Origin of the sequence: Mycoplasma sp. CSL7491-lung, from assembly GCF_018913965.1 — a bacterium.
Taxonomy (GTDB): Bacteria; Bacillota_I; Bacilli_A; order Mycoplasmatales; family Metamycoplasmataceae; genus Mycoplasmopsis.
The window spans coordinates 291503-318096 of record NZ_JAHMHG010000001.1 but is presented as its reverse complement, the minus strand read 5'-3'; the positions used below and the strand labels follow the sequence as shown (position 1 = coordinate 318096).

Below are 26594 nucleotides of genomic sequence, written 5' to 3'. Positions count from 1 at the left end.
GTTTTTTTATCTTTTTTTATATAACAACATAAAGTTACTATAGAATAATATAAAACACATCCAAAGGAAGGTAAAAATGAAAATAAAAAAAATATTCCCTATTTTAATTGGTATTTCAACACCATTTTTGACAATATCATGTGAAACTGGTTTGAAAGAACAAAAACAAAATAATAATAGTAATCCAAATAACGCTTCAAAAATAGAAAAAAATAATGTTGAAGATCAAATGATAAAAATTGATATCACAAGAGTGTTGTTGGAAGATAAGATTTTGACTTTTGAAACAAAAGAAGAAAACATAAATAAACTAAGTAATTTAATAGTTACTCTAAATTATAAAATAAACAATAAATTAATGAAAACATCAACAACAATAGACAATAATTTATCTTTTAATCTAGAGGAAGTAGATAATTTAACGACTTTTGAACTGATTTCAATTGAATCAAAAAATAGTAGCGTTCATTTTAATATCATTAATAAAAATATTACAAGAACAGAAAGTAATAAAACAAATCCTAACAAAGAAGTTTCGAATAATAATGATAATGAAATTGCAAACGAAAAACAAGGCACAACTGTTTCTAAAGAAAATTTAAAAAATAACAATCAAAAAAATAATGAAGATCAAAAAGAGATAAATAACGATGATGAACAAGAAGAAAATAATGAAATAACAAATGCAGGAACAATAGGAAATCCTAAAAATATTTTTAGTTTGGATTCATTTCCCAAAAATATTGTTCTAGAAGATAACAATAACAATAGAATTGTAATTGAAAATTATTTTAAATCAGAATTATATAAGGCTGTCTCATTTATAAACGGAGATAGCTTGAGCCAACCTGAAAAATGAACAAAATTATCTTATCAAAACTATGATAAATTTGACGCCTATAAAAATATTCCAAATTTAATAGTAAAATTCAAAAAAGATAATAAAACCGTGAAATTTATAAACAAAATAATGCCTGTATTAATACAAGATAATGATTTAAAAATAGAAAATAACGAAATAATAATTAATAGAAATATCGCAAACTTTTTAAATAAAAACTTTGAAAATAAAAAAATTACTTTTTACATTAAAATTAACAACGGAAATATGATTGAAACTTTACCTATAACAGTTGATTTAAATAATATTAATAATAATTTTTATGAAATTGTTGAAGAAAAATATGATTTTGAATTTAATGTAAGTCTAAAAAATGAAATATTAGTAGTAAAAATAAGAAATAAAATTAATAAAAACTTTTCATTTACAACAAATGATGAAAAGAATATATTTGTAGAACAATTTGGAACAACAAGTTCCGTATCATATGAAACAGAGAAAGAAAGTGATTTTACCCTCTTTAATTCTCCGATAAATACTAGTTTATCAACATTAAATTCAAATGAAAAATTTTATAAAAACAATAGAAGCGCAAAAAGATTAGACGTTCAAAGTAACCAAGATACATTGTTCCAAAAAATAAGAGAAAGAGTTTTTGTTGTTGGAGGCGGAACAATGACAATGCTATCCAAGGTTAAGCCAAATGATAACAATGACCAAAGATACTATTTTATAACCAATAGACATGTTATAGATATATTAAATTCTAGATGATCAGACCCAAGAGTTATGAAAAAATTTATGATTCCTCATTATGATGACTCATTAATTAGAAATTCCGATAGTCAAGTATCGATAGATATACAAAAAGAATGATTTAATTTTGGTTTTTGAGAATCTTCTAATCAAACAAATAGAAATGGAACATTAACAAACAATGGAACTCAAAATGCAGATATAGCCATTTCGATAGTAGACATAAAACCTATTTTAGAACATGCAAAAGAAACTAATAATATATCAATAATAAATTATTTAAATAAATGAAAGACATTAAAATCAATAAAATTAAGCAAATATTCAAAAGGTTTAAGTGAACATTCAAATGTAGATTTTAGAATAGCAAGTTTTCCGTTAGATAATTTTGCTGGTTTTAGCGGAAGAAGATATCGAGAACACATAATTAGTAAAATTGATAAAATCGAATTAAATGACCAAGCAAGGGAATTTGAAAAATATGGACACTTTAGAACTTTTATTTTAAAAGATATACCTTCTAGCAAATTGGATTTAATTTCAGGTGCTTCAGGTAGTGTAGTTTTTGATCAAGACTTGAATATGGTTGCCTTATTTATGCAAAATATAGGAAACGATGACCAATATGGTTTTGGGCTTCTTTCATCTAATGAATACGATTATTTTGGATTTGAAACAGATAATAACCCTAATTCATTTAAAAATAAATTAAAATCAGAATTAAGAAAGAATCCAGAAAAATTCGAAGACATTGAATTTTAATTAAAAATAAACCAATAAAAATAACTAATTTGTTATTAAAATGTAATTTTAAGTGTTACACAATTAATATAAAGGTAAATTGTGCAACACTTGTTTTTTTAATAAAGCGGATTACACTTATAAAACAATCTGTCTTGTATATAAAAAGCTAAAAAGAAAAATAAAATAGTAAATCAGGAAAATAATATTTATTGAATATTAAATTTTTGAAATAAAGTATTGATTTATATTAAGAAAAAACTTAAAATAATAATTATTTTAATGATAATTCATTATTTTTATATAATATATAAATATAATATTTAACTTTCCAAATAAAGGGGGTGAAGTGAAATTGAAAAATAATAAAAAGGCATTAATTGCATTTTTTTCTGCTTTAGGAATTACTTCTATTTCTGTCGCAACAACTCTTGGGGTTTTATTACAAAAAAAACCTAACAATACGCAAAAAAATAAAAATATTCAACTCAGAGAAAAATACAAAAAAATATTAGAAACAAATTTAACCATTAATTCAGATAAAAATAAAATTATAAATTTTAAAAATAAAATTTTAGAACAATATCCTTATTTAGAAAGCGAAAAAGAATATGTTCAATTAAACTCAAATATAAAATCAACATTAGAAAATTATGAAAATATTTTAAATGAAAATTTTAACACCACTAATTTAGAAATTAATAAACCTCTAGAATCCAATATAATGAGTAGTCTAAATTGATTCGAAAGTATAATTACACAATCTAACATAAATTTCAATAATTTTGACTCGAATCTTACATTAAATTCATCTAAAACTCTTTCTAATATTGACCAAGTAAAGAAAAATGAATTTAACTTATTTAAACAAGATTTAGAAACTAGTTTAAACAGGTTTGAAGACAAAGAAATTCAAAAAATAAAAAATAAAATATTAGAATTATATAAATTTCAAAATATTCCTAACGAGTATTTGAAATTAAATAAAAAAATATTAGTTTTTATTAAAAACTTAAATAATTTCTTAAGTATTAATTCTATCGAACCTCTTGAGGGTGTTAAGGTAATTTTTGATCAAAACGAGTTATTCCAAGAACTTCTAGAAAAATTAAATAAAGTTATAGATCCTAACGACTTTAACTATAGCGAATTAAATGATGAAACAAATGAAAAAATTACAAAATTAGCATCACTTTTAAATATAAGAAATAAAATCATTTCTGACAATAACGATAAGATGACAAAATACTTAAATAATTTACCTATTTATCAATTTAACCAACAAATAACAAAGGATATTTATTTAAATCAAAAAACATTAGCATACAATAATATAGAATACAAAAATTCACTAATAGAGAAACTTTATGAATTAGATAAGAATGCTTCAATTGTAGATTCTATATTAGATAATTATTCATTCGAAGACAAAAATACATGATTAAACAATTATCAATTAATCCAAAAAGAGTTAAAAAATGATATTAATTTAGAAACTATTTTTAATTTTAAAAATAATTTAAAAAGCGAAATTAGAAATTCATCTTCTCAAAGTAATGAAAAAAACTTTGAAATAAATAAAACAGAATTATTAGACAAAATTGAAAATGACTCAAAATTAGAAACAAAAATTAAAGAAAAATTAAAAGAAGAGATAAAGGATTCGCTTACAAATTTGGAGTTAAATTACGTAAGAAATATTTCTAAAAATGAGCACAATGATTTAAATAAATCTAAGGAAGAATTAAATATTCTAATAAATTCAGCATTAATTAACAATAATTTAAAAAATGATTTAAATATAATAACTTCTCAGCTAAACAGTAGTAATAAATTTATAGATTTTTTTGATAAATTCAAAGAACTAAAATTACTTATTGATAAATTAAAACTAAAAATAGATGAATATTATTCAAAAATAATGGATAAATCACTTAACGGGAATGCAGAATATAATTTTTATATACTTCTCAATAAAAATAGAAAAATATACAATAACAACTTAATTCAATATTTCGATCTAAGCAATATTCAAAATAATATAAATATTATTAAATTATTTTATGAAGAATTAGAGAAATTAAATTCGTTGCCAAACGAAAATAAAACAGCTTCTCAATATTTAAAAGAGAGTGCCGAACAAAAATTTAATATTGAAAATTATCAAGGCGAAGCTAAATATGATTTAGAAGAAATAAAAAATGCTGCATCGTTTAATTTTGATAATGCAAAAATATTTTTCGATCACTCAGATACCGAACAATTTAACTACACAATAAAAAATATTGAATTAGAAGGTGAAAATCTAGATACTTTAGTGTTAACAATTGAAGTAAAAATTAAAGGTATTCAAAATTTTGCATACACTTTCAAAAAATCTAAAAAGTATAAATACGGCGGTATAGAAGAATTAAATAATTTATCTTATGATAATTTAGATCAATTATTTAATATTAACTATGAATTGCTAAATTCATATACCAGAGAAGAGATAGAACAATTAAATGAGAATCAAAAACAGGAATTACTTGAACCTAAATTTGTAAATTTAGGAAAGTATTTTAAATATGATGTTTCAAATATTTTTATAACAAGTAAATTGAATTCATTCATTAATATTAAATTTAATAACCAAATTATTAAGTCAATTTCGTTGAGCTCTATCCATAATTTTAATCCAATAACAATTGAAAAACAAAGTTATTGAGATAATATAAATAAAGAAAAAATACTAGATATCATTAATTCAAATGATAAGAGAAAATTTTTTATGAATATTTCCTTGAAGGACCCTAAAAATAGATGAAATCACTCCGATTTCTTAGCATCCGAAGCTATTGAAAAAATGAACGAATTTTATAATATGCCTAGTTTTGGAAAATACGAAATTTACATAGATAAAATAACTAATGTAAATAATTATAATCGCAAAGCAGATTTACAACTTTGATATAAAGAAAATGGAATACCTGCACCTAAACCTGTAGAAGGTATTAAAAATTCATTTACCGTAGATAATTTCATGTTTTTAAACTATGAAGATATAAAACCTAAAGATGAGTTTTACACTGAAAAAGACTTTAATTCCCAAGAATTTAACTCTAATCAAATAGATTCAAATATTAAAAATTTAATGAATCAAATTAACGAATCTGTTTTTGGTTGAAATTTAGGTAGCGGTACTATCGAAAGGAAAGATGGTACTACAGTAAAAATTGATTACAGAACTTTAAATCCTATTAATTTTATAGAGCAAAAAGCTTTTAATAAATTAAATTATTTTATCGGGATAAAAAATAAAAACCAAGAAAGAGCTATTGCCGGAGAAAATAAAGACAATCTAGATTTTATTGGAATCGAAGATAAAAATAAAATTTATAACTCAGGAGTAACTACAGTTTCAACAGATTTACAACCGCTATTAAGAGATTATTTTTACTACTTTTATGATATAAAAGCAGTTGGTTTAAGAGGATTGACTTTTAAACTTGGATGAATTAAAAAAGACAACAACTTAGTTAGATATTCAAATAACAAAACATATACTTTAATAAATCTTGTTAATGATTACGAACAAGCTTTATATCCCGAAATAATGCTTAATAATATCAAATTAGATGATATTATAATAAATAAACAAATGCTTTCAGAACATAATGTAGATTATTTTTTAAATAATAAAGAAGAATTTTCAAAAGCAATAGATTTAAAAGGCCAAGACGAAAATAAAAGATTAACTTATCGTAATTTCAAACTTAATGTCGATAAATTTAAGATAAATGATATTAAAAAATACAATAATGGTGAGGTTTATATTAAACTACAAGTAGATGGTTTTGACCCTGCTCATAATGTAAGTAAAACATTTGTGGGTAACTCATGATATAAGATAACCGGCTTCAAACAAACTGAACAATCGGAGAACTCAGACATTGATTTTTATTCAGGTTTTAACCAAGAAAAAAGAAATTTAATAACTATTTTTAATTCTAATGATGAAATTATTAGACAAAGAGTTATTGAACAATATTGAAAAGATACTTATTGAAAATACAATAAAAACGAAGAAAACGTATATTGATACTTAGATAAAAAATATCTCGAAAAAACCGTTTTAAAAGATACTACAACAAAATCAAAAATTAAATTTACAATTCACGCAGATATATTATTAAACGATAGTTCTAAAGCACAAAGATTAACAAGAACTAACGATGATAACACATATTTGATTGATTTCAATCAACTTAAAAATGAATCAATAATTATATTCGATAAAAGTACTTCTTTCGGATTTGGAAGCAATAGAACAACCGTAGAATATAAAGTCATTTTTAAATGAGATGAAAACGGAGGAATAAAAGTAATAATAGATAGTAAAGACAAAAATAATAAAATTTTTATTGGTGATCCTAGTTTAATAAAATACTCAAATGGGGTAAATTTTGATCCTAATAAAGCTATTGGCGTGTTACCTACAGCTTCCGAAATAACAATTAATTATACAAGTACATCACAAGAAGAAAATTTTGAAATAAATTCAAATAAATTTGATTACAATGATGTATTTTACACAGATAATGATCAACCAATTTTATTTAGCAACGACACTTCATTTTTAGAAAATAATGAAGTGTATTACCCAAATCAAAATGTTCCATATAAATTCCATGAAGGTTATTTAATGGATGCGGACATTTTAAATTGAAACAAACAGGAACATTGAGAATTAGCTAGAGATACATGAATGAGATCTGTACAATTTGTTGCTGATGATAGACCAGAAAATTGAGAACACAAAAATGATTTATGAGGCTCAACTTCTATAATAGGTAAAGTAAATAATGACAAAAATGACCATAAATATTATTTAATTTCAAATAGACATGTGATCGGTGAAAATATTAAAGATTTCAATAAACTTGCCAATAATGAATATTACTACAATTTAAATTTAGCTCCAAAACATAGAAATAATATAATAAATGAATATTGAAGATTTAACCAAGATGGTTCAAACGACAAAATTAAGGCTAAGACCGACATAATTTGAACAGGTTTAGACCAAAAAAATGAAAATGATCCTTCAAAATCTGCAACAGTTGATTTAACTATATTTATCGCTGATTTTAATGAACAATATCTAGACGCCAAACGCAACGGAAAAATGAATATCGTATACAAATTAGATTATATAAATAACTACATAGAACCCGTTAAATTCAACATAGATTTTGAAAAAGGTCATATCACAGTTCCGTCAAATCGTAATATTGCTTTAATAGGATATCCATTATCTAAAATTTCTGGAATAATTAGTCGAAGACCAAGTGGCTCATACACAGGAAGAGACGATGATCAAATTAGTATTAAGAGTCAATCTAATTATGCTCCTGTATACTTAGGGGCTGGAGGATCAGGAACAAGTATGTACTTAGATAATAACACATACTTCGCAACATGATGAGGTGGAAACAAAGGATTTGATAGTTATGCGTATAGATATTGAACAAGACAACATAATTATATAGGTTCAAATTTAGAAAATCAAAACCCGTTTGATGTCAACAATACAAATTCATTTGCTAGCCAAATAATGAGAGCTAATTTAAAAAATCCTAATGAATATAGTTCTCCATGATTCTATAACTACAATTTCGCAGAAGAGGATAAAGATGAATAAAAAGATTAGAAAAATAATAATAACCGGTACACTATTAAGTTCTTTTACTTTGACATCAATATCTTGTTCTAATAATTACCAAATCCCTAAAAAAGAAGATAATTTTGAAAACATTATCGTTAATATAAGCTATAAAAATTCTTTAGATGTCTCTTTTGACAACTTATCAGATTCTGATATTAATAACAATGAAAATTATTATATTTTGGCACCTAATAAATATTTAGTGCAATTAATTTCAAAAGAAAAAAAAGAAAATGAAATATTAGTTAAATATAATTTAGTTTATAAAAATAAGATTTCTAAAACATTTACAACAAGTATTCCTAAAGAGGGCTTTTTTACAAATAAAGAATTAAATACCAAAGAGACCGAATTAGCCCCAAATTTTGAAGAACTAAGAAAAAAAATTAATTTTCAATACCAAGCAAAAACATCTAGCGCTACTCAAATTGATACATCACAAATTTCACATAACCAATTAAATAACTTTAATATTAAAATTGTTGATGTTTATAATTTTGATAATTCTATAAGCGTTAATTACATTATTTATAATAATAACTACAGTTCAAAGTTATTTACTTATAACATAAAAAAAATAGTTAATAATAATTCAGTAGAAGAAGATAATCAATCAACTGAATATAATTTTGAGCTCGAAAATAATAAAATTTCAATTGAATTTACAAATAAAAATTTTATTGATTTTAACTCAATACCAGAAAATGAAATAAATAACCCGGAAAATTACAATTTCTCAGGAACTACATTAGAACATCAATTTATTAGCGCATCAAAACAAGAAGATAATAAAATTCTTGTTAAATATAAGTTGATCCATAACGGTGAAATATCAAATAATACTTTTCAAAGTCAAACAATTAATAGTTATGATGGAATAAATTTTATGCTTTTAAATAAAGCTAAAATTAATTATAAAAATTCAAATAATACTTTATTTAAAGATGTAGAAACATCGGAAAAAAATAAAGTTTCTAATGACAAAATTGAATTCGTAAACAAAAATAGTAAAGTTCAGTTTATATTAATTGATGCTATCAAAGAAGAAAATAAAATTAAAGTTCTATACAAAATAAAATATAATAACAAGTATTCACAAATATTTGAATATCATATTAATAAATATGAATTTAAACTAAACGAAGATGAAATAAACGAAATTAAAAATGGTATAGAAGTTTCATTTAACAATCCAGGATCTTATTCTTGAGATGAAATTAAGCAAAATATAGATAATGAAGAATTAAAAAATAGTTTTGCTGCTAAAGAAATATCTATTGAGTATTCAAACAACATATATATCCCTGAATTTAATTCAATAACATACGATGAAAATAATATTATTATTACTTTAGCATTTAATAATAATCAAATAAAGCATTCCTTTGACAAGAAAATTAATAAGAACATTTTTGTTAAAACACCAGCTTCTCCAGAAGAAGCTAAGGTTATTGTACAAAACATAACAACTTTTTCATCCGCAGTTAGGTTTGAAGACATTTTTAACGAAAATATGACTATTGAAATCAAATCTAATGACGAAAACGCTATAAATAGCGGTATTAATCCAGGTGTATATAAAATACAAGTACCTAAAGATCAAATGAAAAATGTATATAGTAAAAATGATGAAAATTCAATCGTAAAAAACGGAATAAAAGAGCAAATAATATATGCCGATTTAAGTGGTCTTTACAATACTGAAAAAATAAAAAATATTAGATATGAATTACACATTAATTTTAATAATAGAAATAACTCTGAAAACTTATTAAGCTATAGTCCAAGCACATATAAGTTTAAAAATAACGAATTTACAATCTTAAGCGATCAATCAAATGGCAAATCAGGATATATTAATATATTTGATTATGCCTCACGTAATCGTTGAGATAATTGAGACGTACACAATACAGATCAATCAAATCAAAAAAACTATATAACATTTAAAACCGCTAATAATAATCCAAAAACTTTTTATAGTTTTGAATTTTCTACATGAGCAGGATCTACTAAATTAGACTCAAAAATAGTAATGCCTAAAAATATTGTTATAAAATATTCTGATGACGGAACGAATTGAAAAGAAGCTAAATATCAAAGCAAAAAATCTTACAAAGATTTTGGTCCGTATAGATTATTTACCAGTTCAGAAACCGGAAATCACGGACCACAACAATACTATGAAACTTATAATATAAATAGAGATAGTTATACTAAAGGATATCCGCTTATGAACTTTGATTTTCAACCTTTTAGAGCGAAATATGTAAGATTCGAATGAGAACCTCAAAATAACTTATCACCGGATATAAATAATAAAATTCAACAAGCTATGTTTAGTTTAAGATTATTAAGCTTTAGATATGCAAATAATGATATAAAAAATTATGATACCCAAACAACAACTCAATATGTTAATGATATTAAGATTAATCTTATCAATAAAATTGATGAAGTGAACAAATATGTTTATACATTAAAAAGAGAGACTAATGGAGATTTAATTGATAAAATTTTTATTGAAATAGAAAAAGCAAGAAAAGTTTTTTATTCTGAATACAATGAAGAATTATTTAATAACAAAATAAAAGAATTAAATGACTTAATGAATTAATAATAAATCAAGCAAAATTTATTGCTTGATTTTACTTTTAAAAAAACTAAAAAGTTATTTTTATAGGTTAAAAAGATTATTTTTTCAACTTTTTTTAAGTTATTTATATAATTTTAAAGACAAAAATAATTAGAAAGGTAATAATGAAAAAATTTGATATAGCGATCATAGGCGCAGGTCCGGGAGGATATACATTAGCATCTATTTTAGCAAAAAACGGTAAAAAAGTAGCCTTATTTGAAAAAAAACATTTTGGTGGGACATGTGTTAATGAAGGTTGTATTTCAACTAAAACATTGATTAAATCTGCTAAAGTTTTAGATACTTTAAAAATGTCAGAAAAATATGGGATTACATCAAATAACACTTCTTTTAATTTCGGCAAAATTCAACAAAGAAGAATTTATAATAAAATAAAAATTAATAACTCAATAAAAAACCTGTTAGAAAATTCCGGAGTAAAAATATTTTTTGAAGAAGCCAACGTAATAAATTCGCATACTATAGAAACACAATCAAAAAAACAAATAAAATTCCAAAAACTAGTTCTAGCAACAGGATCTAGATCAAGAGAATTAAACTTAAAAGGATTTGAAACAGCAAAAATAAATAACGTACTATTAGATTCTATCAATGCATTAGAATTAAAAGAAATTCCGGGTTCACTAATAATAATTGGGGGTGGTCCAGTTTCTCTTGAATTTGCATACTTTTATTCAACATTTGGAACAAAAGTAACCATTCTTGAAGCAAGAAAATTTATGAATAATTTCGATCAGGAATTACAAACATCAGTAAGAAAATACTTAGAGAACAAAAATATTAACGTTATTGAAAATGTTAATATTATAGAATATAAAGATAATAAACTAATAACAGAAATAGATAACAAAATCAAAGAATTCCAATCAGATAGAATTCTTTTAGCTATAGGCAGAGTCCCTAATAATGATTCATTTAAATTATTGAACTTAAAAATGAATCAAAAAGGATTTGTTGAGGTGAACAAATATATGCAAACAAGTGAAAGCCATATTTATGCACTTGGAGATCTTACTGGACTAATGATGTTATCTTCTGTCGCTTATAAAACAGCAGATATAATAGCTAATCATATTTTAGAAAATGATAATTTTGAGAAGTTAGATACTAAAACTATTCCTTGGGCAGTTTATTTAAATCCAGAATTTGCAGGTATAGGATATAGCGAAGAAGAACTAAAAAGAAAAAATATTGAATATGATTCCATTATAATTAGATCTTCACAATTACCGAGAGCATATGCTGATGGAGCGAATTTAGATCTTGAATTTTTAAAATTTTTAGTAGATAAAAAAACTGGTTTAATATTGGGATCATCAATGTTTATAGATGGAGCTAGTTTGATAATTAATCAAATATCACAAGCAATGAAAAAAGATATTAAATTTAATGATTTGGAAAAAATAAGTTTAACACACCCTACTATTTCTGAAGCTATTTATTATGCTTCAAGAAATTATTATTTTTCTAATAAAGCTAGAAAATAATATGGTAATTAAGTAATTATTTTTAAGAAATTAAAAATAAATTGTAAAAACTTAATTTTAAACAATAAATAAAAACTATTTTGTATTTTTTAATGCATAAATTATGTACTTTCTTAAAAAGAATAAATTTATTATATACTAATAATAAATGTTAAATTTTATATAAGATGATTGAGAGGTTTATAAATTTATGAAAAAAAGATATAAAGTTCTTTTAGGAAGTAGTATATTTGCAACTATTGCAATAACCACAACATCAATAATTATGATTCCTCAAAAGAAAAAAACACAAAATAACATTATTAGATATATTGTTGCTGACAATAAAGACCCGAATAAAGTAAATATTGACTATACAACATTGTTAATAAATAAGTTAGCTGATAAATTAACCGAAGCTCAAAGGTTTATAAGAAATAATAGTAATTTAAAAGATAATCCTAAAATTGTAAAACTTCAAAACAAACTCGAGGATTCTGGTGAAAAATTAAGTAGTACAATAAGAGATAACAAATTAATTACCAATGAATTAGAAGAAATTAGCAAACTATTAAATGAAGCTAGAGAAATACCTAAATCAACAGAAGATAATGGTTCATATTATGAAAATATAAACATTAACAACAACACAAATAAAAAAGACAAAATTATAAATGTATCTCTTGAAGAAGCTAAAAACAATGTTAGAGAGGAATTAAAAAAAGCTGTAGAGGATATTAATAATATCAAAACAACTTTAAATGATAAAGCTCTTGAAGAAGTTTCAGAAAAAGCAAACGAATATATAGCAATAGCTAATGAGGCTTTAGAAAAAGAAGATGATGTTAATAAATTACAAGCTTTTTTAACAATAACATTAGATAAAAAAACCGAAGTTTTATTATCTGCTAAAAAAATAGAAAAAAGAAAAGAAGAAATTAAAGATGAACTTTTGACAATAAAAAATAGTTTAGAAAATTTAAATAACTTTTTCACTAGCAATAACATTAATTTAATAGATGGTATATCTAAATACCTAGCGTTTAATTTTTCGAACTTAGATATTTATGATTCAGGAAATGAATATATATTTAACTTTTTAGACTTTTATAACAAAAATAGAAAATCATATGCTGATGACGAGATTACTCTCCCAAGAGATCTTGTAATGGCCAAAAAGAAAATGATCGAATTCTTAAATAAAATAGCTAACGATGAAAATTTTGTTAATAATATACAAAATGTTCAAATAAAAGATTTAGAAAACTTAAATCAAATTATCGAGAATTGACTATTTCCAAACTACACAGTAGATAGATTCTCAAATTATAATAAAGCAATTATAAATCGCTTCCTACAATACTACGACAATCATTCAAGAAAAAAATTATTTGATAATTATGATAAATATTTAAGTATCTATTCTAAAGAACAACCTTCAAACAATCAAAATAGCAATGTTGATACAACTGATTATACAAAAGATACAAGAAATAGTGACTGAATGTGACTCGATAACATCAAAAATAATAAATTATACTCTAATGATGAAATAACTAAAAATGAAAAAAATTTAGCTGAAACCTTTAATTTTAATGTTATTTTAAATGAAATATATAGATTTTCAATAGAAATTTTAAATAAACAAATTAATAAACTCGAGTTATTTATTAGTGAAAAAACCCCGAATGATGAAATAACTTTATTAGATTTTGTTGAAATTGTTTATTCAGACGAATTTATAAAAGAGTTATATGGATCATATAAAAATGACATTACTGAAATTATAGTTACTCCTACATACAATCACGGGGAAATAAAAGAAATATCAACATACGATAAATTTAAATCATATTATGATAATATGTTAAAATCATTTAAACAATTCGCTTCTAACGAGAACAAAAATATAAAAATGAATATAAAAGAAATTAAAAATTCATTTTTAGAAAGTATAAATTTATATAAAGAAAAAATAAATTCAAACAAAATAAATTTAAATGAATTAAATTCAATTTCTAGTGGTGATTTTAGAGATCTTTTTATTTCTTCGTTAATGTGAAAATTCAATCAAAAATTAGTCGATCTTGAAGAAAATAAAAATATTTCTGATACATCAAAAGATGAAGGTTATAATCAATATAGAAACCAAGAAGAGAACAATAGAACTAAAGATGAATATAAATATACAACCTATAAAGATTGATTAGAAAGTAAAAATACAGAATACAAAAATAATGTTTTAGAATTACTCTCAAGTTTTAAATCTAATATAAATGATACTGTGTTTCAAGATAATGCATTATTAGTAGAAGGTATATCACCATATCCAAGAGGAAACGAAGAAGAAGCGAACAAAGAAGAAACAATAGACATATATAATAATGTTTCGAAAAAAATGCTCCAAAAAACAATTTTTGATTATCGAGAAAACGGAATTGACAAAAACTTTAGAAATAACATTCAAAATGGTTTCGACTCGTTTGTATATAATTTATCAAATCAAAATAATAACAAAGAAAATCTTTCAAATCTTTATAACTATATATTAAAGGCGTTCGAAAGTAAAAAAGACTTCTTTATGAACGAAAATAATAAAGTTGATGTAAATTATAATCAAAAAAATCATTTAGATAGTGATAATGGTAACGATAAAGAAAAACTTAACTTTTTGGATTTCCATATTAAGAAAAGATTTAATAAATTAGTGGATTTAATAAATGAAAAAAATATTAAATTTGCAATTTTAAATAAAAATAATAATTTTATTTCTCAAAATAATAATTTAAATAAACTAAATTATTTATTAAACAAAAACAATTTTTATTGAACAACACCTTTTTTTAAACCTGACGAAAATTTATATTATGTATTATATTCTGAAAATCATATTGTAAATTATAAAAACTTTATAAATTGAAAATACAATAATATATTAATTAACTACGAATTATTATATACACTAGTAAAAATTGCAGATTATATAAATTCTAGTTCATTCGAAGAAAGTAAATTAGTTGAAATTTGAAACATTTTTAGAGAAAACTTCGACTTTGCTAATAAAGATTATGAAGTTGATTACTTTATAACACAAAATGAATTTACTATAAACGATGAATTAGCTAAATTATTAAATAGTATTGAATAGATTAAGAAAGCTTAACACATAAGTTGAGCTTTTTTATATGTTAAGCTTTTAAAAAAGTTAAAATAAACAATATTTTTAATAAAATTAAAAGTAATACATATTGATTTCATTATTTTAGTTAAATCTAATTTTTTTCTACACGTTAATATATTTTTAAATTTAAAATCATTATTAATTTTATGAACTTCAATAACATAAAATTTCAAAAGACTATTTTAAATATTAAAACACCAGTGTACCTTAAAATAACTCGACAATTTAATTGTTGACAAAATATTTAAAATCCCAGTTTTAACTTTTAACTGTTACATGTTTTAAAATAATTTTTATCGAAGTCTAAATTAGTTTTTTTGTGCTCTTAACTTATTTTTTAGAATTTTATAGATTAGTATGTAATTGTCAAATTTCTCTTTATTTTTTAAATTAAAGAATAAATAAACATTATATTTTTTATTAGTTATCACAAATACTTTTCTTTTAAATTAAAAAATTAACTTTTTCAAATCTAACAATATTTTAAAGCATTATCACTAGTTATATTCTTATTTTCTTAAATTAATTTTGTAGTTATTAATTACATTGTTTTTTTATAACGAAATCGTTTTTTGATATAAAATTATTCATCGAAAAATAATTTAATTACATAAAAAATCAATATGATTTATGTATTTAATTTTACTAGAACAACTTTTTTAGAACCTAATATGAAATTTTTACCATATTTTTTAAAAAAATATAGATAGATAAAGTTTAATATTAAAAAAGTACATTTTTAAAATGAAAACATTTTTTTGCCTATATACAAGGGAGAAAAAATACAAAAATTTTTAAAAAAATGTTTTTTTTACTAAAAAACCATGTTTTTTTTTTTTTTTTTGAGTAAGTTTCTACAAAAAATAAAAAATTGCTATTAAATTTAAATAAATTTTATATACTATCTAAATATAAAATAATAAATTGTTTGTAATAAAAAGGAAGGATTATAAAAATGAAAAAGAGATATAAAATTCTTTTGGGAAGTACCGCTTTTGCAAGTGTAGCAGTGACCACAACATCCATCGTAATGATTCCGCAAAGGAAGAAAAATTCAGAAATCAATATTAGTACAGATAAGAACAACTCTAATAAAGTAAATGTAGATTATACAACATTGTTATTAATAAATAAATTGGCTAATAAATTAACTGAAGCTCAAGGGTTTATTAAAAATAATAATATTTTAAAGGATGATCCAACAATTATAAAACTACAAAATAAACTTAAAGAGTCAAGCGAAAATTTAAAAGATACAATAAAAGATAATAGTAGGATTTCAAATGAATTAGAAGAAATTAATGAATTACTAAATGAAGCTCAAGAAGTACCTGGAACAGTAGATAATAATGGATCTTACTATAACAACGTCAATATCAATAAAGTGAATAAAAACGACAAAATAATAAATGTTCCTGTTGAAGTAGCAAAGAACAATGTTAGAGAAGAACTAGAAAAAGCTGTAGAAGATATAGATAATGTAAAAATAAGTTTAAACGACAAAGCTCTTGAAGAAATATCAGATAAGGCAAATGAGTATATTACTATTGCAAAAGAAGCTTTAAACAAAGAAGATGACGTTAATAAATTGCAAGCCTATTTAACAATAACATTAGATAAAAAAACTGAAGTTTTATTATCTGCTAAAAAAATTGAAAAAAGAAAAGAAGAAATAAGAGATAATCTTTTAAAAATCAAAGAAAGTTTTAATAAACTTAATAACTTTTTCACAGACAAAAATATAAATCTAATAGATGGAATTTCTAAATATTTAGCTTTTAATTTTGCGGAATTTGATGTCTATAATGAAGGTAATAACTATATTTTTAATTTCTTAGACTTTTATTATAAAAATAGAGAATCATCAAATGATGATGAAATCGTTCTTCCAAAAAATCTTGTAATTGCTAAAAAGAAAATGATTGAGTTTTTAAACCAAATAAGCAATGATCAACATTTTATTGATAATATTAAAACTATTCAGTTAGAAGATTTAGAAAATTTAAATAAAATTATCGAAAATTGATTATTCCCTAATTATACCGTAGATAGATTTTCAAATTATAATATTTCAATATTAAGACGTTTTACAAGATATGATGACCGTACAAGAGATGAAATAGGTGATAATTTCGATAAATATCTTTATAAACCAACTAGTGGTCCAGGAGCTCCAGGTAGCGGACCTGACGATGATGATATTGAAATAAAAAATTATACAAAAGATACAATGAATAGCGATTGAATGTGACTTGACAATATAAAAAATGATAAATTATATTCAAGAAATGAAATTATTAAAAATGATAAATATTTAGATATAAAATTTAAGTTTGATGTAATTTTAAATGAAATACATAAATTTTCAATTGAAATTTTAAATAAACAACTAGATAACCTTAAATTATTCATCGATGAAAAGACACCAAAAGATGAAATAACACTAGAAGAGTTTGCAAACATAGCTTATTCTGATGAATTTATAAAAGAGTTATATTTAGCATACAAAAATGATGTAGATGAAATTTTAGTAAAAACTAATTTAGATTATTCTTTTAATACAAAAAAAGAAATATCAACATACGAAAAATTTAAAGCATACTATGAAAATATGCTAAAATCATTTAAATTATTCGCTGCAAATGATAATAAAAATATAAAAATTAATATTAAAGATATAAAAGACTCATTCATTCAAAGTATAAACTTATACAAAGACAAAATAGAGAACGATCAAATCCATTTAAATGAACTAAATTCAATTTCTTCAGGCGACTTTAGAGACATTTTTGTATCTTCAATAATGTGAAAATTTAATGAAGAATTAGTTAAACTATCTATAAATGAAAATATTTCTGATACAACTAAAGACGAAGGTTATAATCAAGATAGAAATAGCAATGAAGATAAAGAATACACATTTAAAACTTACAAAAATTGATTAGATAATAAAAATTCAGAGTATAAAAACAATGTAATAAAATGACTTTTAAGTTTTAAATCAAATATAAATGACACATTATTCCAAGATAACGCTTTAATAAGAGATTTATCTGATTTACAATACCCAAGGGGAGATGAATCTAAAGCTAATAATGAACGAAATATTTATTTTAGTAATGGTCGATCAGAAAATGTATCTGGAAAAATAATTTTCAATTATCACGAAAACGGAATTGATAAAAACTTTAGAAACAACATTCAAAATGGTTTTGATTCATTCATATATAACTTATCAAACCAAAATAATAACAAAGAAAATCTTTCAAATCTTTATGACTATATTGAGAAAGCTTTTGAAAGCAAAAAAGAATTTTTTAGCACCGAAGATAATAAAGTTCAAACAGATAATTACCAAAGAAAATATTTAGAAGAAAATAACGGACGAAATCAAGAAAGGCTTGATTTCTTAGATTTCCATATTAAGAAAAGATTTAAAAAATTAATCGATTTAATAAACAATAAAAATATTAAGTTTGCAACAATAAGCAAAAACAATGAATTTAATTCTCAAAATGAGAGTTTAATTAAATTAAATTATTTATTAAACAAAAATGAATTTAATTGAGAAAATCCTCATCAAGAACAAGGTGGATACATGGGTACAGGTTATGAAAATCATGATATAAACCACTCTGTAAATTACAAAAACTTCATAAATTGAAAATACAATAATATATTAATTAACTATGAATTACTATATACACTGGTAAAAATTGCTGATTATATAAATTCAGATAATTATGATGTTAATAAACTAACAGAAATTTGAAACGCTTTCAAAGAAAACTTTAATTTTAGAGATAAGGATTATGAGGTTGACTACTTTATAACCCAAAATGATTTCACTATAAACGATAAATTACGTGAACTACTAAATAATATTTAAGAATTAAATGCCCTTTTAAGGGTATTTTTATATAAAACAAAAAAAGGAGCTCCGCAATAAACTGAGTTCCTTTTTTGTTTGTTTATATATAAATTGTTATTATTCTTCTCTTTGGCTTTGAAATAAGTCAAAATCATTAGATTCGTTTTCTATACCGTCTATATAATTAAAATCATCCATTTTAGGTAATTCTCTTAATGTCGAAATTCTGAAATGATCATAAAATTTATTTGTAACACCGTATAATACCGGACGTCCTGGTGTATGTGCTATACCAACTTCTTCAATAACACCTTTAATTAATAAAGTATTAACAACTTGTTCTGAAGCTGCTCCACGTATTTTGTTAATTTGACTTCTAGTAATTGGTTGTTTGTAAGCTATAATTCCTGCAACTTCGATGGCTGCATTTGATAAACGGTTAGGTCTTACAATAGAAACCATTTTTGTTACATATTCTTTAACAGTTTCACGAGTTGCTAATTTATAAACATCATTAAAATTAACTACTTTTAAACCTCTACCTTGCTCATTAAATTCTTTATGGAAATCCATCATTATTTTTTTAGCTTCAGCAAGGGTTTGTGTACCAAAAATTTCTTTAACTTGTTCTAAAGTTAAGCCTTCATCTCCTTGAATGTATAAAAGTGCTTCGATAATATTATTTTTCATTGTAAGATTCTCCTCTAGTAATATAAATAGTATCAAACTGCTCATCTTGATGAATTATTAAAAATTGTTGTCTTGCAAGTTCGAGTAAAGCCATTAAAGTTACAACAAAATGATTTAAAGAAGGTTGATTGAATACTTTCTCAAAACTCACTTTCTCATTTAATTTCATTAAATTTTTAATAAAAGGAAATTGATCTGAAGGTGTTAAATTAAATTTTTCTAACCTAGTTTCACGTAACCTTTGAGCATAAACCCTTTCAAACATTCTACGCATCACGTTAATAAGTTTTAAAGGACTAGAATGACCATCTAACTTACTATTATCATTATCAATTAAATAATCCTCAATATCGCTTGGTTTCTTAATGAAGATATCTTGACGTAAGCCTTGAAAAGTTTTCAATGCTTCTCTAACATTTTTAAAATGTTCGTACTCAATCAATTCTTGAATTAGTTTTTGTTTCTCTTCTTCTAATTCTTTGTCTGGTTCATCTTCAGGATCTCTTAAAATCATTCTAGATTTTAAATTTATTAAATTAGCCGCCATCGCCAAATAATCACCAGCTACATCTAACTCGTCTTCGGTTATCTTATTAATTATTTCTATATATTGTGTAGCTAATTCTACCAAATTAACTTCCATAATATCTATCTTTTTTGCTTTAATTAGTTCAAGCAGTAAATCAAGAGGTCCATCAAAATTATTTAAGTTAAATTCATATTTTGTATCATAGTTTATATTTTTCTTAACTATCTTCATATTTTTCAATTTCCTTATCAACAATCATTTGCACTCTCTTAGCAACCGATGAAGGAGTTTGTGTCATTAAATCTTTTGCTTTTATTTCTCTCAAAAAGTTTACAGTGATAGTTCTTCTACCTTTACGATTGATATCGAAAGAATTAAGCGCACCTGAAATAGTAACAGGAATAATATTCATGTATGATTCAGCCGCTACTTTAAAAACTCCGGCTTTATATTCTCCTACCTCTTCTTTATAGACTCTTTCTCCTTCAGGAAACACAATACCAAACCTTTTGTTTAACTTAACAAAAGAAGTAAATTCCTTAAATGTGTTTAAACTATTTTTTACCGATTGTTGATCAATTAAAAATGTATCCATTAATTCCATTGCACGATTAATGTATCTTGAATTTTTTAATTCTTTTTTAGCTATAAAAACAGGTATTCTTTGTTTAATATTATATTCATTTGATTCTTCTTCTAAAGCGACCATTAAAGCAACAACATCTAAATAAGATTTATGATTTGGTACTAAAATGCTACCACCATTTGAAGGTAAGTTACTAAGACCTTTAACCACTAAATCTATGTTATATATTTTCAACACCTTTTTAGCAACTTTAGTTAAATATGCATATCTTTGCTCTTCACTAATCATCTCCGGTGTTTTCTTATATTTTTTTAACATTTTTTTTATTTTCATCATTTTAAAAAAGAAAGGTACTGCTGAAAATAATATTTTTAACTTTATATTAATTGATTTTTTCATATTTTGTCTCCTTGTTTGCAATTACAAAAGCGATTAAAAAATCATCTTCATGAGATATACTAATTGCAAATTCTTTAAATTTTCAAACTTTATTTTCCTTATGTAAGCTTATTTTCGAAAAATCAAAATATTCATTATTAGCTTTAAAAATTGCTTCTTTAATAGCTCAAGACCTAGCTAAAAATAAAGTTTTTTGTTCATTGGGTAGGTTATTATATTCCTTTAATTCATTTTCACTCAATATTCTCTTGGCAAAAGTTAATGACTTATTATTAAATCTTGAAATTTTCACTAAATCAACACCTACATTATATTCCATATATAAAATTATATTGAATTTATTTATATATATAAATAAAATACTAAATTTAATATCAAATTGATTAAGTATATAAAAAATCTCCAGAAAATCTCTAGAGATAATATATTATATTAATTCAAGTGATACAAATGTATCATGAAGTGCTTTAATAGCTTCGTCTTCGTCTTCTCCTGAAACTTTAACAGTAACTTCGGCACCATGTTTAATGCCTAAAGCCATAATGTTCATGATTGATTTAAGGTTTGCTTCACGACCGTTACTTGTTATAAAAGAATCAGATTTAAATTTAGCAGCAGCTTGTGATACTAATGTTGTTGGACGAGCGTGTAATCCAATAGGATCGATGATTTTTACTGTAAATTCTTTCATTTTTCACCTTTCTTGATTAAATTTTAAAACTTAACAAAAATATTATAGCACAAAAGATGCTAAATAATATTCACTATAAAGAATAATGAATAATTAAATTGTTATATCATTGTAATTCAAATTATAATATTAAATAGTTTTAAAATTCTCTTAATATTATAAATTAATTAGCGTTAAATGTATTATTTTTTATTAATAAAAAAATGAAATTATAAAAATGATATGTTTTTTAATATGAAAATAGTTGAATATGAATAAATAATTCAAAATAAAATTATTTTATAGTTTGTTACTATTTTAAAAATAAGTGATATAATTCTATTCGAAAAAATGGCGGAAAAATCAGAAAACTTGCTGATAACGCACATCACTATTGTCGAGGCTTGAATGCCTTCATAGCAAAATGTATTTGCGAAGACGTGATGGTTGAAATGAATCTATTATTTATTAAATGACACGCCAAACCGTTATGTTGTTTACTTGCGGCTGTGGTAACCGAAGTCAAACGATACCAAAACATAAAGTCCAGTTGAAGTTGGCGTGAGCTGACTATAAGGTTCTGTGGTGTTGGTCTGGTTGAAAAATCTGGATGTAAAAAACAATTAAACCAAAGTGAAAATCAGTGGGGAGACCCCAACGTTTAATTGGTGAAGTAATTGATCACCAAGTTGTGCATGAATAAATATTTAGTAGAATCACTTGGGCGACTTGGTTAGTGTCGCTCTTTTTTCTTACCTAAATTTCTTCAAAACATTAAATTAAAAATTAAAAAATGTAATTATCATTAATAAAATAAACTAAAAATTATTAATTTGTAATTTCAGCACAACACAATTTATATAAAATATAATTCTATTGCATTGAAATTTTTAATAAAAACTACTCCATCTAAATTGATGAACAATATCAGCTGTAAATAAAAATTAAGACTAAATTACTAAAGAATTAAGGTTTTTATACAAAGTAGCACTCAAAATAATTTTTATTTAAAAAGTATTTCTAAAGTTTAAAAGAAATGTTTATTTCATTTTTATTAAATAAGAAAAATGTGATTATTATTGTAATTGTTAAATAAAATAGATACGAATAAAATCACATAAATGTCTTTTTTTAATTTGAATTAATATTCAAATACTCTAAAAAATCTAGAAAACAATTTTAAAAACTTTCTTGTGAAAGAAGAATTTCACCAAACTTAAAATATAATAAAAATACCAAGCACAGATATTTTTATGCTTGGTATTTTATTTTATGAGTCAAATGAATATTTAGTCTATTCATTAGTTAAATTTATTTTTTTATTTCTATATTCTACTGCTTTTTGTTTAAATTCTTCAATTTCGTTTTCAGAAGCTAAGACAAAATGTTGTTCGCCAACTTGAATTCATTTAGGTTGGTTTTTTTCATCATAATTATGAATGTTAGGATCGTATGTTTCACCTACTAGAGAGCCTTTTTCAGCTTCAATAGAAGGAACTGCATCTAATAAACTTTGTGTATATGGATGGTGTGGATTGTGAACTATAGATTTTGCCGGACCAACTTCTAAAAGAGTCCCTTTATTCATAACAGCAATACGATCGGAAATATATTCAACCATACGTAAATCATGTGCTATGAACAGAATTGTTAAATCATATTTTTCTTTTAATTCTTTAAATATATTAATAACTTGAGCTTGTATAGAAACGTCTAGAGCTGAAATAGGTTCATCAGCAATTAAAATTTGTGGTTTAAGAACAATCGCTCTACAAATACCAATACGTTGCTGTTGACCACCGGAAAATTCAAGAGGATATCTACCTAATACTGTTTCGTCTAAACCTACTGAACTTAATATTTCTCTAATAAGTAACGCCTTTGCTTCTTTCTCAGTAAGTTTGCTTATTTTTTCTCTTTCTACAATATAATTATTTAAAAATTTATTTAAATAATTATTTTTTAATTCTTTTACTTTTGAATAAAAATCAACATAAAATGCTTGATAAGCTTTTTGCTCGTCGATTGCCAACTCTTTGTCTAGTCATTTTTCGTATTCACCAAAAAATTCTTTATGGTGAATATTACATAATTCTCCATAAATCTCTTTTTTAACTCTACTATCATAATTATAAATGTATATTTCTTTAGCGTTTTTTGTGTTAGTTAAACCTTCGCCGATTATTGATTCAACATCTTTAAATGGGTTTAAACTATTTGTAGGATCTTGGAATATCATTTGAACCTTATTTACCATAAAGTTGATGATATCTTTTCCTTTTTTAGATCACTTAAATACTTTATTTTTATTTTTAGGTATTACCCTATCTAATATTTTTATTTGTCCAAAACTATGAGGAGTTAAACCAATAATTGCTTTACCTGCTGTTGTTTTACCTGAACCCGATTCACCAACTAGTCCTAAAACTTCACCCTTATAGATATTTAAATTAAAGTCTTTAAGCGCATAAAAAGTTTTAGCACCATGTCCGTATGTAACATCCATATTTCTTATCTCAAGAATTTTTTCTTTATCAACAGAATTCAACATTTGTTCAGTACCTTCTCTAACTTCACGGTACTGTTTTTTGCCAAGTCAATTCGATTCAACATAATATTTTTTTTCTTTATTCATCAACTTGCTCCTGTTCATTTTCTTCTTGTTTTCTTATTAGTTCAACAACTTTATCGTTATATATATTTGTTTCTTCTAATTTTTTAATATACTCATTATGAGTAATGAAATAATTATTTCCATAAAGTTTTTCTAAACGATTGAAATATCTTTTTCAAAGATTTTCAATAATTTTATGAGGACGATAAAATGGTGCTTCTTTGTCTAATAAACTAGATTTTACATAGTGTGTGTCTGATAAGTAATAAAAGTCAGATTCTTCTTCTAAATCCTTACCTAAAGCATAATCATTACGGATTGCAAATGCATCTCCTTTAATATCATTAAGAGAAGATGGGACTGCACCTTTAATAACACTTAAACGTTCATCATTATTATAATCAGGCATTGATGAGATTAAACCTCAAGTATACGGATGTTGCGGATGCATTAAAATTTCTTCACGTGTACCAGATTCAATTATTTGTCCAGCGTACATAATATTTATAAATTCAGAAATAGAAGCAACAACACCTAAATCGTGGGTAATAAATACAATTGCAATTTTGAATTTTTCTTGTAATTCTCTTACTATATCTAAAACCAAAGCTTGAACTGTTGGATCAAGTGCCGTTGTAGGCTCATCCATAACTAAAACTTTGGGTTTTAAACTAACTATAGCGGCTATCGCAATACGTTGAATCATACCACCAGAAAGTTCATGCGGATATAAATTCATTACTTTTTCGGGATTGTTAATTTTAGCTAATTTAAGATACTTAACAGCTTCTTCTATCGCTTCTTTTTTAGTTTTTGCAATACCATTAATTAACATCCCTTCAGTAATTTGCCTCCCAACTTTCATAGTAGGGTCCAAAATTGACATTGGGTTTTGGAAAACTGCACTAACAATTCTTCCTCTTAATTTTGATTTTTCTCAGTTAAATAGGTTGAAGTTGTGGACTTCTAAACCATATAATTTAACTGAACCTGATTCTATAATAGAATTATTACCTGTAAGTCCATATAAAAGTGAAGTTATAACGGATTTACCTGAACCTGATTCACCAATAATTGCGTGTATTTTTCCTTCATAAACTTTAAGTGAAGGACCTCTTAAGACTAAGTTTTTTTCACTTGGATTAGCAGGGTTTTTGAATGTTAAATAAATATCTTCTATCTCTGCGGCCACTTTTAGATCTTGATCTAATACATGTTCTGTTCTTGCATTATCAATATATTTTTGAAATTCGAAAGTTACATTTTGTTTTTTTAATTTAGATAAATTTTTTAATTTATTAAAAATGTTTGTTCAAAAATCTATAACACCTCTTGAAAAAGATTTGTTTTTGTCTTTTCTTACTTCTAATAAATTTTTAGGATGTGGCTTTGCTAATTTTTTAATTACTTCAGGATAAAGTTTTGTATAAGGTGCTTTATCTAGTTCGAGATTAGAACTTAAATTAGTAGTCATTACTAACGAATAATATTTAATTTTTTCTTGATAAGATAATGTTTTTCAGTTTTCTATATTTATGTTCTTTATATCTATATTATTATTAATTAACTTTTCATCTAAATCTTGTTCTTTTTCTTGGGTAGCAACATTTTGTTCATTATTACTTTTTGTTTTTAAATTTAATTCTTCTTCGATAATAATTTGTTCTTCATTATTCTTTATGTTTTTTTCATTTATTTTTTCTTTTATTTCATTATCTTCGTCTACTTCTACATAAATAGTGTTTTCTATTTCTTCTTGATTTGTTTCTGTTACATATTCTACTACATCTTCGTACCGTCTAATAAATATATAATCTATTTCTTTTTTAGATTTTTTTGTTTTAAACTTTGGTTTTTTGTATCTTTTTGATTTTACTTTCATAT

13 protein-coding genes are annotated in these 26594 nt (G+C 23.7%); 6 read left to right on the top strand and 7 right to left on the bottom strand.

Features of this window, described 5'->3' with window-relative positions:
• The first annotated feature begins 76 nt into the window (after positions 1-76).
• From KQ876_RS01345 to KQ876_RS01320, 6 genes are all read left to right on the top strand, one after another.
• Entirely contained in the window at positions 77-2359 is a 2283-nt protein-coding gene (locus KQ876_RS01345) for a hypothetical protein (RefSeq protein ID WP_216489965.1), read from the top strand.
• 328 nt (positions 2360-2687) lie between these two features.
• On the top strand, positions 2688-8021 hold the full coding sequence (locus KQ876_RS01340; protein WP_216489963.1) for an MGA_1079 family surface serine endopeptidase: 5334 nt from the start codon (positions 2688-2690) through the stop codon (positions 8019-8021).
• Positions 8014-10662: a hypothetical protein gene (locus tag KQ876_RS01335; RefSeq protein WP_216489961.1), complete on the top strand. Its 2649-nt coding sequence runs from the start codon at positions 8014-8016 to the stop codon at positions 10660-10662. The genes KQ876_RS01340 and KQ876_RS01335 overlap by 8 nt, the downstream gene beginning before the upstream one ends.
• A 143-nt stretch (positions 10663-10805) precedes the next feature.
• On the top strand, positions 10806-12191 hold the full coding sequence (locus KQ876_RS01330) for a dihydrolipoyl dehydrogenase (RefSeq protein WP_216489959.1): 1386 nt from the start codon (positions 10806-10808) through the stop codon (positions 12189-12191).
• Between the two features lie 190 nt (positions 12192-12381).
• Positions 12382-15318, top strand: a complete 2937-nt coding sequence (locus KQ876_RS01325; protein ID WP_216489956.1) for a hypothetical protein — start codon at positions 12382-12384, stop codon at positions 15316-15318.
• 988 nt (positions 15319-16306) lie between these two features.
• A complete protein-coding gene (locus KQ876_RS01320; protein ID WP_216489954.1) occupies positions 16307-19240 on the top strand; it encodes a hypothetical protein in 2934 nt (977 codons plus the stop codon).
• Between the two features lie 99 nt (positions 19241-19339).
• Here KQ876_RS01320 and scpB read toward each other — a convergent pair whose 3' ends face one another.
• From scpB to KQ876_RS01285, 7 genes are all read right to left on the bottom strand, one after another.
• Positions 19340-19912 (bottom strand): SMC-Scp complex subunit ScpB, encoded by a 573-nt coding sequence (scpB, locus tag KQ876_RS01315; RefSeq protein WP_205851863.1) that lies wholly within the window; start codon positions 19910-19912, stop codon positions 19340-19342.
• Positions 19902-20672 (bottom strand): segregation/condensation protein A, encoded by a 771-nt coding sequence (locus KQ876_RS01310; RefSeq protein WP_205851865.1) that lies wholly within the window; start codon positions 20670-20672, stop codon positions 19902-19904. The genes scpB and KQ876_RS01310 overlap by 11 nt, the downstream gene beginning before the upstream one ends.
• Entirely contained in the window at positions 20659-21426 is a 768-nt protein-coding gene (locus KQ876_RS01305; RefSeq protein WP_205852538.1) for a 1-acyl-sn-glycerol-3-phosphate acyltransferase, read from the bottom strand. The genes KQ876_RS01310 and KQ876_RS01305 overlap by 14 nt, the downstream gene beginning before the upstream one ends.
• Positions 21410-21745, bottom strand: coding sequence for a holo-ACP synthase (locus KQ876_RS01300; RefSeq protein ID WP_205851868.1), 336 nt, complete (start codon positions 21743-21745; stop codon positions 21410-21412). Before KQ876_RS01300 ends, KQ876_RS01305 begins: the two co-directional genes overlap by 17 nt.
• Positions 21746-21853: 108 nt before the next feature.
• Complete coding sequence (locus tag KQ876_RS01295; RefSeq protein ID WP_205851870.1) at positions 21854-22117, bottom strand: HPr family phosphocarrier protein; 264 nt, start codon at positions 22115-22117, stop codon at positions 21854-21856.
• Positions 22118-23390: 1273 nt separating this feature from the next.
• Entirely contained in the window at positions 23391-24731 is a 1341-nt protein-coding gene (locus KQ876_RS01290) for an ABC transporter ATP-binding protein (protein ID WP_216489952.1), read from the bottom strand.
• Complete coding sequence (locus KQ876_RS01285; protein ID WP_216489950.1) at positions 24724-26592, bottom strand: ABC transporter ATP-binding protein; 1869 nt, start codon at positions 26590-26592, stop codon at positions 24724-24726. The genes KQ876_RS01290 and KQ876_RS01285 overlap by 8 nt, the downstream gene beginning before the upstream one ends.
• Positions 26593-26594: the final 2 nt, after the last annotated feature.